Raw genomic sequence first — 16,762 nt, 5'->3', positions numbered from 1 at the left:
ACCCTGTGTTCCTTTCAGGTACCGGCGTCTGTGGCTGCCGGGGCTTGCGAGCTGGAACCGTCATCGACCGGGACCGGGGGCCGCCGGTTCGCACGGAGGAAGAAATAGAGCACGACCACGACATACAGGCACCACGCCACCACCTGCAGGACCGTCGGATCGGGGCGGACGTTGAAGATGCCGGCCAACAGGGTGCCGTACCACGACGATTGGTCGTAGTGCTCGGAGATGTCGAACGCGAGAGTGTTGCCCCCGGCCAGCCACCCCACGGTCTGTAAGGCCCGGACGCCGTAGGACAGGATGCCTGCGGCGACGAAGATCAAGAAGACCCCCGTATAGAGGAAGAAGGTGTGAAAGTTCAGCTTCACCGCCCCGCGATAGAGCAGCACGGTCACCACGATTGCGACCACGATGCCCAGCAACAGACCGAGCAACGGCCACAGGCTCCCTGACACGCTCTCGGCGTAGCCGACCATCAGCAGCGCGGTCTCGAACCCCTCGCGCCCGACGGCGAGGAATGCCAGGCCCATCACCGAGGCGCCACCGGTCAGCAACGCGTTCGATAACCCTGATTTCAGGTCGCTCGAGATGTGCGCGGCGGCCTTGCTCATCCACAACACCATGAAGGTGACGATCACCACCGCGAGCAGCGATGCCAGCCCGGCGATCAATTCGGCGGTCAGCGTGGTGACCGTGGAGGTGCCCAGGTGGATGACCAAGAAGATCACCACGACCATCGCGACCGCGACCGAGACCCCCGCCCAGATCCACTTCAACGCGTCCCGCCGGTCGGCCTTCACCACGAACGCCACCAGGATCATCACCACGATGCCGGTTTCGAGGCCTTCGCGAACACCGATGAGTCCGCTACCGAACATCTGCGCGAAAATTGAGGGCGCGCCACCCGCGGCCAAGTGCTGCATGCCGGACTTTCTGTGACTGAACTACATCGGTGTTCAGGTTTGGTGAGGCTAACCAGATGACAGTAGCCTCACGGCCTGGGAACTGAAAGAGGTACCCCGCAGTTGTCATGGAGAACAGAACAAGGGACCCAGAAGGAGATGCAGTGAGGAGGCGCATGAGCGTGGGGCGTGGGGCCGGTCGCCGGCTGGTTCTGGCTCCGCTGATGATCGGCGCGAGCGCGCTGCTCGCCTCCGCGTGCCTCGACCTGCCCTCGCTGAACCGTCCCGACATCCCGGACGGCATCCCGCCGGGCCCTGGTGCGCCGACCCCGTACATCGACGTCAACGCCCCGGGGCGGACCTCCGAGTTGCTGCGCGGCTGGGCCGGGCCCATCTCGGACTCCACCGGTATCCCCCTGATCGCGCTCGAGGCGTACGGCAATGCCGCGGAGATCCAGCGTCAGCAGCATCCGGAATGCGGACTCGCGTGGACGACGCTGGCCGGGGTGGCGGCGGTGGAGAGCAAGCACGGCACCCACCACGGGACCGAGATCGCGGCAAACGGTGACACCGCGCCGCCGATTCGTGGCGTGGCCCTCGACGGCACCAAGGGCAACATGCAGATCCACGACACCGATGGGGGAAAGCTGGACGGCGATCCCACACATGATCGCGCGATGGGACCGTTCCAGTTCATCCCGGAGACGTGGAAGCGCTACGGAGTGGATGCCAACGGTGACGGAAGAGCCGACCCAGACAACATCGACGACGCCGCGCTGTCGGCAGCACGCTATCTCTGTGTGTCCTCGGGCGGTGACATGACCACACCTGAGGGCTGGGAGGACGCCGTCAAGGTCTACAACAACTCGATGAAGTACGTCCTCGACGTCCGTGACCGTGCCAACGCCTACTCGGTCAACGTCCGATACTGAGGTCCGCGCCGGGTCCCTCCCTTGTCACGTGCGTCCACGGGCCAACGATTAGGCTTTGACCCGTACCCGTCGGCGTTGAAGTGGCGTCGACCCCGTCGACCATAAAGGGGCACAGCTGTGGCAATGATCGAGCAGGTCGGTGCACGCGAGATTCTCGATTCGCGGGGCAATCCGACCGTCGAGGTCGAAGTGGTTCTCGACGACGGCACCTTCACCCGCGCGGCGGTCCCCTCCGGTGCTTCGACCGGTGAGCACGAGGCTGTCGAATTGCGAGATGGCGGTGAGCGTTACGGCGGCAAGGGCGTGACGAAGGCCGTCGAGGGGGTGCTGGGTGAGTTGGCGCCTGCGGTCATCGGTCTGGAGGCCGAGGACCAGCGCCTGGTCGATCAGGCGCTCCTCGACTGCGACGGCACCCCCGACAAGGGCCGACTCGGCGCGAACGCGATCCTCGGTGTGTCCCTCGCCGTGGCCAAGGGCGCCGCGGAGTCGGCGGGTCTGCCGCTGTTCCGCTACCTCGGTGGGCCGAATGCGCACATCCTGCCTGTGCCGATGATGAACATCATCAACGGTGGTGAGCACGCCGACAACGGAATCGACTTCCAGGAGTTCATGATCGCGCCGGTCGGCGCCCCCACGTTCAAGGAGGCATTCCGCTGTGGCGCCGAGGTCTACCACGCGCTGAAGTCGGTCCTGAACAAGCAGGGGATGAACACCGCACTCGGTGACGAGGGCGGGTTCGCGCCCGACCTCCCGAACACCGAGGCCGCCCTCGCCGCGATCGGCGAGGCCGTGGAGAAGGCCGGATACAAATTCGGTCAGGACGTCGTCGTCGCGCTCGATGCCGCCGCCACCGAGTTCTATTCCAACGATGTCTACAAGCTCGAGGGCAAGGACTGTTCGTCGAGCGACATGATCACCTTCTTCGAGAAGCTGGTCACCGACTTCCCGATCGTGTCGATCGAGGACGGGCTCGCCGAGGACGACTGGGCAGGGTGGGCGGCTCTGACCGAGGCCATCGGCGACAAGGTCCAGCTCGTGGGGGACGATCTGTTCGTCACCAATCCCGAACGCCTCGAACGTGGTATCTCGGAGGGGGTCGCCAACGCCCTGCTGGTCAAGGTCAACCAGATCGGCTCCCTCACCGAGACACTCGATGCGGTGGCACTCGCCCACAACAACAGCTACAAGACCATGATGAGTCACCGGTCGGGCGAGACCGAGGACACCACCATCGCCGATCTGGCCGTGGCCTGCAGCTGCGGGCAGATCAAGACCGGCGCGCCGGCCCGCAGCGAGCGTGTCGCGAAGTACAACCAGCTCCTGCGCATCGAAGAGGGTCTGGGCGACGCGGCACGGTACGCGGGGGACCTCGCCTTCCCGCGATTCTCGTTCGGTTCGTGATTAGCTTGAACCCATGACATCAGGCGGGCGCCGGGAGCATGGTGAGCGTGCCCAGCCGTCTCGTGGGATGCCGAACGGTCGGCGTCATCGGGCTCGGGCAGATCGACGTGGCAGTGCCGCGCACGGTCATGCCCGGCCCCGATCCCCGGGGGTCACCCCGGGGTCGGCGCGTCCGTCCCGGATCTCGGTGACGGAGACCGGCGAGCAGGAAGTGCACACAGACGAGCTGGATTCGACAGGGCGGGGTACCTCTGCCGCCGAAGCCCGTCCCGACGGCCGCATCGCCTCTCTCGCGCGGCGCTCGCCGACGCACCGAACGCGCCGGCGCAGCTTCGATCGCGCATCGCTGACCGCCCGGTGGGAAGGTCTCGACGCCAAGCGGGCGATCATCCTCGCGCTGGTCATCAGCGTTGTCGCGCTGACGCTCGCGATGCCGGTCCGAACCTACTTCTCGCAGCGTGCGGAGTTCGATCAGCTGCGGGCCGGCAACGACAGTCTCCGATCCCAGGTCACCGACTATCAGCAGAAGGTGAACGAGCAGGGCGACCCGGCATATATCGAGGCGAAAGCGCGCGAGCGCCTTCAGTTCGTGCGGCCGGGGGAGAAGGCGCTGGTGATGATGTACCCCGGTGACGACGCGCGGATCGCCGCGCAGAAGAAGGCCGAGGAACGCGCACGTAACCCGTGGTACGGCAATCTCTGGGAATCCGTGGCGACCCCTCCGAACGCCAAGTGAGCGTCTCCGCAACCGACCTGGCCACGATCGCCGAGCAACTCGGGCGGGAGCCGCGTGGCGTCGTCGAGGTCAGCTATCGCACACCGGACGGCGCACCGGCGGTCATCAAGACGGCCCCTCGGTTGCCCGACGGCACCCCGTTCCCGACGCTCTATTACCTGACCGATCCGCGGCTCACCGCCGAGGCGAGTCGCCAAGAATCGGCCGGGGTGATGAAGGAGATGACCGCGCGCCTCGGCACCGACCGCGAGCTGGCCGCGGCCTATCGTCGCGCCCATGAGTCGTACCTCGCCGAGCGCGATGCGATCGAGTCGTTGGGTACCGACTTCACCGGTGGCGGCATGCCCGATCGGGTGAAGTGCCTGCACGTTCTGATCGCACATTCGCTCGCGAAGGGGCCCGGTCTCAATCCGCTGGGCGACGAGTCCGTCGCGCTGGCGGCCGAAGGGGCCTTGCGCGGCACGGCGATTCCGGTGGACTGGCCCCGCCACCAGTCCACCGACAACACGGAGGATGACCCCAAGTGACCATCGTCGGGGCCGTGGATTGCGGAACCAACTCGATCCGCCTGCTGGTCGCCGAGTCCTCTACCGCTGATCGATTTCGACAAGCTCAATCCGGCGGAGTAGCCGGCGAGCGCAGCGAGGAGGCGTATCGAGCTCACACCTCGAGCCCACTCGTCGACATCCACCGCGAGATGCGCGTCGTCCGGCTCGGCGAAGGCGTCGACGCCAATGGTCGGTTCGCCACGACAGCCATCGAACGCACCCGAAAGGCGTTGTCGGACTATGCCGACATCATGGTTGCGGCAGGCGTCGAACGCGTCCGCATGGTCGCGACGTCGGCGACCCGTGATGCCTCCAACCGCGACGACTTCTTCGCGATGACCTCGGAGATCCTCGGTCGGGTGGTGTCCGGAGCACGTGCCGAGGTGATCACCGGTGACGAGGAGGCGCGGCTGTCGTTCCGCGGCGCCGTAGGCGAACTCGATCCTGCCAGTGGACCTTTCGTGGTCACCGACCTCGGTGGCGGATCGACCGAGGTGGTGGTGGGTGACGCGGACGGCGTGAGCGCGGCGTACTCAGCAGACATCGGATGTGTCCGGCTGACCGAACGGTGCCTACCCTCGGATCCGCCGACCACCGACGAGGTCGGCGCGGCGCGCGATTTTGCGCGCGGACGACTCGATCCGGCCTTCGCCGCGGTTCCCGTCGACGGTGCCCGCACCTGGGTGGGTGTGGCCGGCACGATGACCACCTTGTCGGCGGTCGGTGCGGGACTGACCGAATACGACCCGGAGGTCATCCATCTCTCACGGATCTCCCTCGACGATCTCGACGTGGTCTGCCGGCGGCTGGTCGGGATGACCCGTGCCGAGCGGGCCGCGCTCGGTCCCATGCACCCGGGCCGCGTCGACGTGATCGGCGGTGGCGCCCTGGTCACCATGGAACTCGCGCGAGTTCTCCGGGAACGGGCCGGGATCACCGACCTCGTGGTCAGCGAGCACGACATCCTGGACGGCATCGCGCTGGGGTTGCTGGACTGAGCATCTTTCGCCGCCCAACATAATTGTTGGGTATTGGGGTGATGACCACCGCACGTGTGAGCGACCTGCCGAAGAAGTCGCGCCGCCCGGGATCTGCGTCGATGATTTGGATCCCGGCCACCCGGCCACCGTGGACGCGGCCGATCCTTGCTCCGGCCGATCGCGAATCAGGTCGCCGCGGGAGTGCGCAACGACAGGTTGTTGCAGGCCTCGCACACGGTTTCGGGAATGATGCCGCGACGCTGCAGGAAACCGAATGCGACGCAACCGAGGCAGAGGCCGACGACGAGCTCGAGGCCGGCGGCCACGATGAGGAGGCCGACGACGATCTGTGCTGCCAATCCGGCGCCGAGTAGTGACAGCACCAGGGCGGTGCCGCTGAAGACCAGCCCGATCGTCTGGGCGAATCGCTTCGGCGGTCCAGGGACGAGCCTCGACTTACGCCAGATCTTGGGAGCGATCACGCGGACGGAGAGTTGCCCGAACGGCGAGAACCGTGGACCGGCCATCACCCGGAGCAGGAAGCCGAGCGCGAGGAGTGCGTACAGGACGGGACTGTTCACCAGGATCGCGACAACGGCGAGGAGGATGACAAGACCGGCTGTCGATCGCGCCGCGTAGTCGTTGACCGGATTGGGGAACGTCAGCGCCGAGGGCAATGAACGGGACACGGGACCTCCTGAAGACAACGACGGCTCAGGATAGGTACAACCGCGCTAGCAGGGCAAATGTTCCGCTCACGCCGGTTCGAAGGTGGCGATGGTCGCCAGGACGTCGTCGCCGTACTGCTCGAGCTTCGCATCGCCGACACCCGACACACCGCGCATCTGTTCCGCGGTCTCGGGGCGGCGGGCCGCCAGTTCTCGAAGTGTGGCGTCGTTGAACACGACGTACGGTGGGACGCCGCGGCTCGACGCCTCGGCCTTTCGCCAGGAGCGCAGGTGCTCGAACAGTCCACGGTCGGCCTCGGGCAGATCGTCAGCAGGCTTCGCCGACCGGCTCCGGGTGACGCTCCGCACCGGATCGTCCCGCAGCATCACCGCGACCTCACCGCGCAGTACCGGCCCGCTCTTCTCGGTCAGCGTCAGGACCCCGTAATCGCCTTGCGGTGCAATGATTCCGGTCGCGACCAGCTGCCGGATCGCGCTGCGCCAGCCCGCCGCGTCGAGCTCGGTGCCGATCCCGTAGGTGGTGAGCCGGTCGTGCCCGAACTCCCGGATACGGGCCGTGTCGGCACCACGCAGGATGTCGACGAGATGTCCGGCGCCGAAGGACTGCCGGAACTCGCGTTGCAACCGGACGATGGTGGACAGCAGCTTCTGCGCTGCGATCGTCCCGTCCGATGTGGCCGGCGGGCTCAGGCAGGTGTCGCAGTTGTCGCAGGGTTCGGTCGCGTCCTGGCCGAAGTACCGCAGGAGCTGCCCGCGCCGGCAGTCGACGGTCTCGCACAGCGCCAACATCGCGTCGAGGTGCTGCTGCTGGACTCGACGGTGGTTCGCGTCACCGTCGGATCGGTCGATGAGTCGCCGTTGTTGCATGACGTCGGCCAGGCCGTAGGTCATCCAGGCCACCGACGGCAGACCGTCACGCCCTGCGCGGCCGGTCTCCTGGTAGTAGCCCTCGACACTCTTCGGCAGATCGATGTGCGCGACGAAGCGGACGTCGGGTTTGTCGATCCCCATGCCGAACGCGATCGTCGCGACCACCACCACGCCGTCGGCGCGCAGGAATCGCTCGAGTGTCCGCTGACGGACGGTGCGGTCGAGGCCTGCGTGATACGGCATCGCATCGACACCGTTGGCCGCGAGGAACTCGGCGGTCTTCTCCACCGACGCCCGGCTGAGCGCATAGACGATGCCTGTGGCCGGCACGCCGTCGACCACGCCCTCGGTTCGGATGAACGCCAGCAGCTGTTTGCGCGGTTCGGCCTTCCCGACGATGCGATAGGTGATGTTCGGCCGGTCGAAATCCGCGACGAAATGGCGGGCACCGCTCAGGTGGAGTCGTTCGGTGATCTCGGCATGGGTCCGTGCGGTTGCGGTCGCGGTCAATGCGATCCGCGGGACGTCGGGCCACAGCTCGGCCAGCTCGCCGAGCGCGAGGTAGTCAGGCCGGAAATCGTGGCCCCACTGGGACACGCAGTGCGCTTCGTCGATGGCGAAGAGTGCGATCTTCCCTTGCTGCAGGAGGTTTCGCGTTCCTACCGTGTTGAGGCGCTCGGGCGCCACATACAGGAGGTCGAGCTCGCCCGCGCGGAAAGCGTCCTCCACCGCGGCCCGCTCGTCGGGCATCTGGGTGGAGTTCAGGTATGCGGCGCTGACACCGAGTTCACGAAGTGCCGCCACCTGATCGGCCATGAGTGCGATGAGTGGCGAGACCACGATGCCGCACCCGTCGCGGACCAGCGCCGGTACCTGATAGCAGAGACTCTTGCCGCCCCCCGTCGGCATCAGGACCACGGCATCGCCGCCGCCGACCACGTGCCCGACGATCTCTTCCTGGTCGCCGCGGAACGACTCGTATCCGAAAGTGGACTCCAGCACGTGCCACATGTCCGACATGGGCACAAGATTACTGGCGTCGTGTGTCAGGGCTGCTCGCCCGGCAGCTCGCCGACATCGACAGGTTCCTCCGGGACATCTTCCGCGCCGGCGAGAGCGGCCGGCTCGGATGCTGGCAGCTCGCCGAGATCGACCGGATCGCCGATCTCGTCATCGTCGGCAGCTTCGCTGCCCTCGATGATGTCCTCCGCCCCGACATCGACGATCCCGCGCTCCTCGTCCTGACGGGCCTTACGGGCCGCGTCACGCATCTCGAAGCCGTCGGTGACGAGGTCGCCGATCTCCCGTGCGACGCCGGCAACCGCTCCGGTGATGATGGTGGCGATCTGACCCACGTGGGTGGCCGTCGATTCGACCACTTCCTGGATCAGGTCCTTGTTGCGTTCGATGCGATCGACCATGGTGAGTCCCCTCGAGCTGATGGTCGGTGGATGTGCACCGAGGATACCCCCGCGCACACCCACCGTCGTCAGGCGGCGGACGCAGGCTTCTCGCGTTCCACGGTGACCACCAGATCGTCGTCGTCGCGGGTCATGAAGTTCGGCAGCGAGAGCTTGGCGATCTTCTTCCAGGTCGACCCGAGCTGATGGCTCAGCGAACCGGTGTTGTACGGCAGTCCGTAACGCTCGCAGATCTCCTGCACCTCGCCGGACATCTCCGGGTACCGGCTGGCCGGGAGATCGGGGAAGAGGTGGTGTTCGATCTGATGCGAGAGGTTGCCGCTCATGAGGTGGAACAGCGGGCTACCGGTGATGTTGGCCGACCCGAGCATCTGACGCAGATACCACTGGCCGCGGGTCTCGTTCTCGCACTCCTCGGGCGTGAAGGTCTGTGCACCGCTGGGGAAATGGCCGCAGAAGATGATCGAGTAGGTCCACACGTTACGGACCAGGTTCGCCGAGGCGTTGCCGAGCAGCGTGGTGACGAACATCGGGCCGGTCAACGCCGGGAACACCACATAGTCCTTGAGGACCTGGCGACCGGCCTTGCGCCACATACCCTTCACGAGCCCCTTGACGTCGTACCACTTGCGTTTCCCGGCGACGATGTTCTCGACCTCGAGGTCGTGCAGCATCACACCCCACTCGAAGAGCAGCATCAGGCCGGTCGCATATGCGAGGTTGCCCAGGTAGTAGGGATTCCACTTCTGGTCACGCGCCATTCGCAAGATGCCGTAGCCGATGTCGCGGTCCTCGCCGAGGATGTTGGTGAAGGTGTGGTGCATGTAGTTGTGGCTGTGTCGCCACTGATCGGCCGGACACACGGTGTCCCATTCGAACTCGCGGGAATTGTAGGTGTCCTCGCGCATCCAGTCGTACTGGCCGTGCATCACGTTGTGGCCGATCTCCATGTTGTCGAGGATCTTCGACACGGAGAGGGCGCCGACGGCGGCGATCCAGGCCGGCGGGAAGAAGCCCAGGTACATGAGCCCGCGGCCTGCGATCTCGAATCCGCGCTGGGCCCGAATGATCGAGTACAGGTACTCGCGGTCCTTCTCGCCGAGGTCCGCGACGATCCGCGCACGCAACTCGTCGAGGTCACGGCCGAGTGCCTCGACCTGCTCGTAGCCGAGTGTGATGTGGTTCGGGTTGCCGGCGGCCGTCGGCCGATCGTCCTCGGTCGGGTGATGCTCGACGACGACTCCGGTGAGTGGTGTGGTGGTGGGTGCGATCTCGGTGCTGGTCATGGCTATACCTCGATTTCCACGTCGCCGACAGGTGCGTTGATGCAGAGCTGGATCCGCTTGTCGGCTTCGGTGTCGGTTTCTCCGGTCAGCACGTTGCGCGTGCAGCCAGATTTCTTGATGGCGGTGCAGGAAAAGCAGATTCCCATCCGGCAGCCGGAGTCCGGGCTGAGCCCGGCGGATTCCGCCTGATCGAGGATGGTGCGGCCGTCGTTGGTCGCTGACCTGCCGGAGTGCAGGAACGTCAGGTCGCCGTCGATCGGGGCGTCCGGGTCGACGGCGATCGGCGACGCGAGCACGAATGCCTCGCTGTGTAGCGGTTGTGTCATCCCGGTGGTGTCGTAGTGGTCATTCACCGCGTCCATCAGGGCCGGGGGTCCGCAGACGAACAGGTGGGCCTCGTCGAGGCCGGCGATGTCGGTGAGGTGCTCCCCGGTGAAATGGTCGTCTTCGTCCCCGCGGGTGTAGTGGAGCCGCAGGTCGATGGCGGGATACGCGGAGGCCAGGGCGGTGAGTTCCGCACGGTAGGCGACATCGGCAGGAGTGCGTGCGTAGTAAACGAACGTGATCGGTCCCGGATGGTTCTCCGCTACGAGCGTGCGCGCCATCGAGAGTACAGGTGTAATGCCGCTGCCGCCGCTGATGAAGACGGCGGACCGGGGTCGCTGCGCGGGGAGGGTGAACTCCCCGGCCGCCTGGCTCAGTCCGACCACCATGCCGACGTGGGCATGCTCGCGGAGATGCTTGGACACGAACCCGTCGTCGTGTGCGGTGATGGTCAGTTCGATATCGTGGCCGGGTGTGTCCGCGGTATTGGCCGGGGAGAAACACCGCACGTGACGGACTCCGTTGATAACCGTGCTGAGCTGCACATATTGACCGGCCTGGTGGCCTTTCCACTGGCGGGTCGGGCGCAGGACGAGTCGTACGGACCGGTCCGTCGGACGGTGGACGGCGATGACCTTGCCGCGAAGGTCGCGCCAGGTGAGCATGGGATCGAACAGTTCGAGATAGCGATCGACCGGGTGAGGCGAGAGGGCGGCCTCGACGATCGGGCCGACGAGAGATGGGATGCGGATGCTCATGGGCTGGCTCCGTTCGTAGGTGCACTTTTCAGTGAACATCTGTACACAAGAAGTGTGACACGCCTCCGGGGTGTGCCGTCAAGCGGAATCAGTTGTGACGGCCAACACGGATTTGCGGCGCGGTGCGGTGGGCGACACCGCTGCCGTGGAGCGGGCCACTTAGACTCGGAACGTGACCAGGACCCGACACACCACCCGTCCGCGCTCGTCGCGCGATGAGGGCGAGTCGGAGACCCGGGCCGAACGGAAGAACCGCACCCGCCAGGCCCTGCTCGACGCCACCATGGAACTGGTTGCGGATCGGAGCTTCGCCAGCATCAGCCTTCGCGAGGTCGCACGCGGGGCCGGCATCGTGCCGACGGCCTTCTATCGCCACTTCGCGTCCATGGAGGATCTCGGCGTCACCCTCGTCGAGGACTCGATGCGCGTGCTCCGCCGTATGTTGCGCGAGGGGCGGCGCGATCTCGCAGCGCGCCAGGCATTGCCCACCGCGCAGAATTCGCTCGCGATCCTGCTGCGGCATGTTCACGACAACGAGGCGCAATTCCGTTTTCTCGTCCGCGAGCAGCACGGTGGCATCGCCGAGATCAGGCGGGCGATCGACACCGAGCTCCGGTTGTTCTCCAAGGAGCTGGCGATCGACCTCTCGCGGCTACCCGACCTGGCCACCTGGCTCCCCGAGGACCTCGAGATCGCAGCCGAACTCATCGTGACGATCATGTTGACGGCCGTCGCCGACCTGCTCGACAACGACCATCGGGGGCGTGGCTCGGAACGCGAACTCGTCGAGCGGACCGAGCGGCAGCTCGTGATGGTGTTCCTCGGTATGGGGCGCTGGCGACCGCGCCCGGAATAAAGTCCGAATTCCCGATATTCAATATATGTCGGTTCGTGTATTTATCATTTGTTCATGTCGGGAGTCGGCCAACTCGGTAGCGAGGTAGGGCCATATCGGCTGGATGACCTGTTGGGCCACGGCGGTATGGGTGAGGTTTATCGCGCATATGACACGGTCAAGAACCGTGTGGTGGCGGTGAAGTTGCTCAACCCGGTCCTCGCCGATGATCCGATTTATCAACAGCGCTTTCGTCGGGAATCGCATGCTGCCGCAGGTCTCGGTGATCCCCACGTCATTCCGATCCATGATTGGGGCGACATCGATGGATTGCTCTATATCGACATGCGCTTCGTGGACGGCGAGAATCTCCGGACCACTCTGCAGCGCGGAGGGGCCCTGGAACCCGAACGCGCAGTGTCGATCGTCTCTCAGGTGGCGTCTGCGCTCGACGATGCCCACCGCCACGGCGTGGTACATCGCGACATCAAACCCGAGAATATTCTCTTGACCGGCGACGATTTTGTCTATCTCGTGGATTTCGGTATTGCCCAAGGGGGCGCCGACAGCAGGCTGACCGACTCCGGTATGGCCGTTGGTTCTGTCGCGTATATGGCCCCGGAATTATTCGACTCCGACGATGTCTCGCCGGCGACCGATATCTACGCGTTGGCATGTGTTCTCTTCGAGTGCCTCACCGGCCGAGTGCCACATCCGGCAAAGACGATCAGTGCGGCGATCAAGGCCGCGGTTCTCGACAAGCCCCATCTCCGAGCGCGGTCAATCCGAATGTGCCGATGGCATTTGATGCCGTGGTGGCGCAAGGGTTGCGGAGCCGACCCGACCATCGCTACGGCACCGCTCGTGCACTGGCAGACGATGCGCGACGTGCCCTGCATGATGATCCCGGTTCGGCGGCCAACTCGGTGGGAGCGCGCGAGGACGATGCTCAGACGACAGCGATTCTTGCCTCAACTGCTGTGGATCCGCCCATTTCACCGCACTATGTCTCCGAGGAGAGCCCCGGTGGCCCGCCGCTGTACGCCGGACAGCCTCCGCCGACGCACTATCCGCCGCCATACGGTTACGGGCCGGGTCGCGACGACCGGGGAAGCCGACGATGGGTGGTACCCGTCCTGGTCGGGATCATCGCGGCGGCATTGATCGGCTTGCTTGCGCTCGGGGGCTATTGGTTGTTACGGAAACAGCCGGACAATTCTTCCACCGCGCCCACCACGCCCACCGTCACCCAGACCGTGACGCCCGAGGAGCCCGGCACTTCCGCCATGCCGACCGTGGCCGCCCCGCCTCAGGCGGCATCGTCGTGCGGCGCGGGTGTGGCCGTCGGTACCTCGGTCACCAGCTGCCCTTTTGCGGTGGCGGTCCGGGACGAATACCTGCAGACCGGGCCGAAGGGGTATGCGCGCGACATCGTCGCATATAGCCCGGTGACCGGAACCGCCTATCAAATGTCTTGCGCGCCAGAAGGTGGGGTCGTCGCATGTCGTGGGGGTAACGATGCGGTCGTATACGTCTACTGATCTGAGTGCGCGCGGATGAAGCAGAAAGCGCTCTTTGTGGGGTCCGCGGCCTGCGCTGTCGCCGTTCTGTTGAGTGCGTGCGACGAGCCGAGTGCACAGCCGCCGGTGTCTCCGGTGACCGTCACCGTCACGGCGACGTCTCCGAGATCCCAGGTGAGCCTGTCGCCGATGCCTGCGAAACCTGGAAACTACGCCGTGCTCGTTTCTGGTTTTCCGACCATCGCCGCATCATCGGGAGTGAACGTCGGGATTGCCATGGCGCCCGTTGGTGGCGACGCCGTTCCGGAGCTCACCCTGGGCGACCGGACGGCGCGTGTCGCGTGGTCGACAATCAAGGTTCCGCTGGCAGTGGCCGCCGAACGAGCGCATGGACCCTCGTCGGCCGAAGCCGCGGCAATCGTCAATTCGGACAATGCGTCCGCAGAGCAACTGTGGTCGTCGCTGGGCTCGCCTGTGCAAGCGGCTGACGCGGTCACGCAGGTACTGCGTGAAGGCGGCGACAGCCAGACGACGGTGCCTTCCCAGGCCCTGCGGCCGGGGTTCACGACGTTCGGCCAGACCGTCTGGTCCTTGTCCTCCGCCGCGACTTTCATGGCCCACCTCAGCTGCTTACCGGGAACGGATCATGTCATCGATCTGATGGGGCGAGTGGCGGGCAACCAGCAGTGGGGCGTGGAGTCGATGCCGACTCCTGCCTCCACGGCCGTGAAGGGCGGTTGGGGCCCCGGAATCGCCGACGGCTACCTGGTGCGCCAGATTGCCCTCGTCCGCTATCGTGACGGCCGGTCGACGGCCGTGGCCATGAGCGCAGTCGCCGATTCCATGGTCGAGGGCATCAATGCACTGAATGACGTCGCACGATGGTTGAACGCCCATATCGCGCGACTTCCGCGAGGCCGCTGCTGACGACGCGCAAGTCGCAGCCAAGGTGCCTTCCTGTCCGCGAAAGACTACGACTTCGCATCATGGCTGGCAGTCGCCGCGTCTGGACCTTATCCTGCTGTTACAGATGTGACTCAGGAGACAGAAGTGACTCGTGTGAAATTGGCTGTGGGCCTCACAGCAGTGGCCATGGTGTGTTCGGTGGTCTTCGGTACGGCGAGCGCTGCTGCCGCCTCGCCACCGTGGTGGCCACCGCAGCTGCCGCCGCTGCCACCGCAGGTCGCGCGGCTTCTCGAGCCGCCGGTCCCGGTGGAGAAGAAGCTGACGACGAGTTTCGCCGCGTTGCAGAAGTCGATGCGCAAGTCGTTGCCGGGCACGCTGGGGCTGGCCATCACCCCCGTGGGCACCGACCAGTCGATCACCATGGGAAATCTCAAGTCGGGCCGTGCATGGTCCACCTTGAAGGTGCCGGTCTCGCTGGCGGCGCAGCGCAAGAACGGTGCGGCCGTCGCGGTGAAGGAGGACAAGGCGATCACGTTCTCGGACAACGACGCGGCAGGCGACCTGTGGGGATCACTCGGCGGTGGTCGCAGCTCGGTCGAGGCCGTGACAGAGGTCCTGCGTGAAGGGCATGACCTGCGTACCGCCGTGACCTCGGAGGCGGACGATCCGCCGTCCTATCCCGGATACACGCCGTGGGCGCTCGCCGATCAGGCCCAATTCGCTGCGCATCTGCCGTGCCTCGCCGAAAGCGAGCACGTCATCCGGCTGATGAGTTCCGTCGCGGCCAATCAGCAGTGGGGCGTCGCGAAGGTCGGCCGCAAACAAGGTGCGGTGACGGCGGTGAAGGGCGGCTGGGGGCCGGCGACGTCCACCTCTGCCGGGTATCTGGTGCGGCAGCTCGCGATCATCAGCACCACCCGGGGTCAGGTCGCGGTGTCCATGGCCGCGGTGCCTCGGAGTGGATCGTTCTCCAGCGGTATCTCGATGCTCAACCGGGTCGGGGACTGGATCGACCGCAATCTCGCCACCCTGCCCACCGGACGCTGCTGATCAGTCGTCCTCGATCTTCGCGTGCCGACCGGTCGAGACGACCGACGACGGTCGCTCCACCGGCTCGATCTGCTGGGTACCATGATCGCGGACGCGTCGTCGGCCGGTGTCCGGCGCGGCCTGCGTCGTCCGTGCTTCCGTCGTTCGGTTGGTCTCCGGCCGGGTGGCCGTGCGCGCAGGTGCGGCCGGTGTCGGCGCAACCGCGGCGCGTGCGCGTCCGGCGGGACGGGCCAATGCCGCCGCGATCACTGTCGTCAACGGCACCGACAGTGCGATTGCGATGCCGCCGACGAACGATCGCGCGAGTTCGACGGCCACGGCGTCCGTGGTGATCAGCGAACCGAACGGTTGCTGGGCGACCGAGAACAGCAGGAGCAGGGGGAGTGCGCTGCCCGCGTATGCGAAGACCAGGGTGTAGACGGTGCTGGCGATGTGATCCCGGCCGACGCGCATCGCGGCCCGGAAGGTGCCCAGTCGCGTCGACTCGCCCGCAGCCGCGAGTTCGAAGGCCGCCGATGCCTGCGTGATGGTGACATCGTTGAGGACACCGAGCGTGCCGATGATGAAGCCCGCCAGCAACAGCCCACTGATCGAGATACTGCCTTGGTACACCTGGAGATTGGTGGTCTGATCGCCCGACAGGCCGGTCAGGTGCATCGTGTCGATCGCCAGCCAGCTCAGCAGCCCGGCCAGCATCAGCGACATCAGGGTGCCGAGCAACGCCGAACTCGTCCGGAGGCTCACGCCGTGCGCCAGATACAGGACCACGAACAGAATGGCTGCCGACGAGACGACGGCGACCGCCACCGGTGATTCGCCGTCCAGGATGGCGGGCAGGGTGAACACGCCGAGGACGAGAAAGGCGAATGCGAGTCCGATGATCGATCGGAATCCACGCCACGCGGCCACCAGGGTGATGGCGGCGACGAACAGGAACGCCCACACCAGGGTCGGTACGGTCCGGTTGAAATCGAAGAAGGTGTAGCGCGGGGTGCCGTCCGGACCGGGAACCACACTGAGACGGAGTTTGTCGCCGGTGTTCAGCGTCGGCTGTCCGGCCTGGGGCTGATCCGGCGATCCCCGCGATTGGGTCGACGCGCCCGGTTCGGTGCCGGACTGCGCCCGGTTGGTCGGGACTTCGAGCAGGGTGTAGCGACCCTCGTCGTCACCACTGTCGATCCGCACCGTGCTCTGGATGCACGGGCCGAGGTCGGTCACCCCCTCGATCTGGAACTGGGCGCTGTCCTGAGCGGTGCCCGCCAGCGGATTCAGGCAATCCGCCCGAACCTGCCCCACGACCTGACCGTCGACGGCGCGGATGGAACCGCCGTCGGCCGAACGGAATTGCATCGGGATCGCGTGGTCACTGTTCGACGGCCACAGCACCACCGCCCCCGCGACGACGCCGATGCCGATGACGGCGAGGCTGACGATCACGATCCAGCGGGCGATGGGCGAGAGGACAGCAGGGATCTCCGACAGGTTGTGGGAATGTCCGTGACCGTGTCCGGGATGACTCACGCCGACACCTTATGCGCTTTCCCGCGAGGTGCCCATTCGTCGGGCGTGGCCGTGGACGTCGTCGACGGTCTCGGCCGTCAGGT

General features: G+C 66.0%; 16 protein-coding genes and 1 pseudogene. 10 read left to right on the top strand and 7 right to left on the bottom strand.

Annotation, left to right across the window (positions count from 1 at the left end):
• Positions 1–14: 14 nt before the first annotated feature.
• On the bottom strand, positions 15–923 hold the full coding sequence (gene efeU / locus ACLQ3I_RS13000) for an iron uptake transporter permease EfeU (RefSeq protein WP_425788499.1): 909 nt from the start codon (positions 921–923) through the stop codon (positions 15–17).
• A 155-nt stretch (positions 924–1,078) separates the two neighbouring features.
• Here efeU and ACLQ3I_RS12995 point away from each other — a divergent pair, with 155 nt between their 5' ends.
• The 5 genes from ACLQ3I_RS12995 (at position 1,079) to ACLQ3I_RS12975 (ending at position 5,517) form a co-directional block, all read left to right on the top strand.
• Positions 1,079–1,834 (top strand): lytic transglycosylase domain-containing protein, encoded by a 756-nt coding sequence (locus ACLQ3I_RS12995; RefSeq protein ID WP_425802328.1) that lies wholly within the window; start codon positions 1,079–1,081, stop codon positions 1,832–1,834.
• 117 nt (positions 1,835–1,951) lie between these two features.
• Positions 1,952–3,235, top strand: a complete 1,284-nt coding sequence (eno, locus tag ACLQ3I_RS12990) for a phosphopyruvate hydratase (protein WP_425788495.1) — start codon at positions 1,952–1,954, stop codon at positions 3,233–3,235.
• Between the two features lie 187 nt (positions 3,236–3,422).
• The gene (locus tag ACLQ3I_RS12985; RefSeq protein WP_425802326.1) at positions 3,423–3,971 is read left to right on the top strand and encodes an FtsB family cell division protein; all 549 of its coding nucleotides are present in this window, start codon (positions 3,423–3,425) and stop codon (positions 3,969–3,971) included.
• Positions 3,968–4,498: a DUF501 domain-containing protein gene (locus ACLQ3I_RS12980; RefSeq protein ID WP_425802324.1), complete on the top strand. Its 531-nt coding sequence runs from the start codon at positions 3,968–3,970 to the stop codon at positions 4,496–4,498. Before ACLQ3I_RS12985 ends, ACLQ3I_RS12980 begins: the two co-directional genes overlap by 4 nt.
• Positions 4,495–5,517 (top strand): exopolyphosphatase, encoded by a 1,023-nt coding sequence (locus ACLQ3I_RS12975; RefSeq protein ID WP_425802322.1) that lies wholly within the window; start codon positions 4,495–4,497, stop codon positions 5,515–5,517. The genes ACLQ3I_RS12980 and ACLQ3I_RS12975 overlap by 4 nt, the downstream gene beginning before the upstream one ends.
• A 167-nt stretch (positions 5,518–5,684) precedes the next feature.
• On the opposite strand, the gene ACLQ3I_RS12970 is transcribed toward ACLQ3I_RS12975, so the two are convergent.
• The 5 genes from ACLQ3I_RS12970 to ACLQ3I_RS12950 form a co-directional block, all read right to left on the bottom strand.
• The gene (locus ACLQ3I_RS12970) at positions 5,685–6,188 is read right to left on the bottom strand and encodes a DUF4395 domain-containing protein (protein ID WP_425788487.1); all 504 of its coding nucleotides are present in this window, start codon (positions 6,186–6,188) and stop codon (positions 5,685–5,687) included.
• 66 nt (positions 6,189–6,254) lie between these two features.
• Positions 6,255–8,078, bottom strand: coding sequence for a DNA helicase RecQ (gene recQ / locus ACLQ3I_RS12965; protein ID WP_425788485.1), 1,824 nt, complete (start codon positions 8,076–8,078; stop codon positions 6,255–6,257).
• Between the two features lie 26 nt (positions 8,079–8,104).
• The gene (locus tag ACLQ3I_RS12960; RefSeq protein WP_425788483.1) at positions 8,105–8,479 is read right to left on the bottom strand and encodes a hypothetical protein; all 375 of its coding nucleotides are present in this window, start codon (positions 8,477–8,479) and stop codon (positions 8,105–8,107) included.
• 68 nt (positions 8,480–8,547) lie between these two features.
• Positions 8,548–9,765, bottom strand: coding sequence for a fatty acid desaturase family protein (locus tag ACLQ3I_RS12955; protein ID WP_425788481.1), 1,218 nt, complete (start codon positions 9,763–9,765; stop codon positions 8,548–8,550).
• A 2-nt stretch (positions 9,766–9,767) separates the two neighbouring features.
• Complete coding sequence (locus ACLQ3I_RS12950; RefSeq protein WP_425802320.1) at positions 9,768–10,847, bottom strand: ferredoxin reductase; 1,080 nt, start codon at positions 10,845–10,847, stop codon at positions 9,768–9,770.
• Between the two features lie 172 nt (positions 10,848–11,019).
• Between ACLQ3I_RS12950 and ACLQ3I_RS12945 the strand changes: the two genes are divergently transcribed.
• The 5 genes and pseudogenes from ACLQ3I_RS12945 (at position 11,020) to ACLQ3I_RS12925 (ending at position 15,158) form a co-directional block, all read left to right on the top strand.
• Entirely contained in the window at positions 11,020–11,703 is a 684-nt protein-coding gene (locus tag ACLQ3I_RS12945; protein ID WP_425788477.1) for a TetR family transcriptional regulator, read from the top strand.
• 54 nt (positions 11,704–11,757) lie between these two features.
• Positions 11,758–12,369, top strand: a pseudogene (locus tag ACLQ3I_RS12940) (serine/threonine-protein kinase); the annotation flags it as partial.
• A 110-nt stretch (positions 12,370–12,479) separates the two neighbouring features.
• The gene (locus ACLQ3I_RS12935) at positions 12,480–13,223 is read left to right on the top strand and encodes a hypothetical protein (protein ID WP_425802834.1); all 744 of its coding nucleotides are present in this window, start codon (positions 12,480–12,482) and stop codon (positions 13,221–13,223) included.
• A 114-nt stretch (positions 13,224–13,337) separates the two neighbouring features.
• Positions 13,338–14,129: a serine hydrolase gene (locus ACLQ3I_RS12930; RefSeq protein WP_425788473.1), complete on the top strand. Its 792-nt coding sequence runs from the start codon at positions 13,338–13,340 to the stop codon at positions 14,127–14,129.
• Positions 14,130–14,294: 165 nt separating this feature from the next.
• Complete coding sequence (locus tag ACLQ3I_RS12925; protein WP_425790425.1) at positions 14,295–15,158, top strand: hypothetical protein; 864 nt, start codon at positions 14,295–14,297, stop codon at positions 15,156–15,158.
• Here the strand turns inward: ACLQ3I_RS12925 and ACLQ3I_RS12920 are convergent, their stop codons facing one another.
• Positions 15,159–16,679, bottom strand: a complete 1,521-nt coding sequence (locus tag ACLQ3I_RS12920; protein WP_425802318.1) for a YibE/F family protein — start codon at positions 16,677–16,679, stop codon at positions 15,159–15,161. It lies immediately after the preceding gene.
• Positions 16,680–16,762 lie beyond the last annotated feature (83 nt).

Source organism: Gordonia sp. DT101, assembly GCF_049844895.1.
Classification (GTDB): domain Bacteria; phylum Actinomycetota; class Actinomycetes; order Mycobacteriales; family Mycobacteriaceae; genus Gordonia.
Note: the sequence above shows the minus strand (reverse complement) of the source record. Positions and strands in the feature narration are given on the sequence as shown.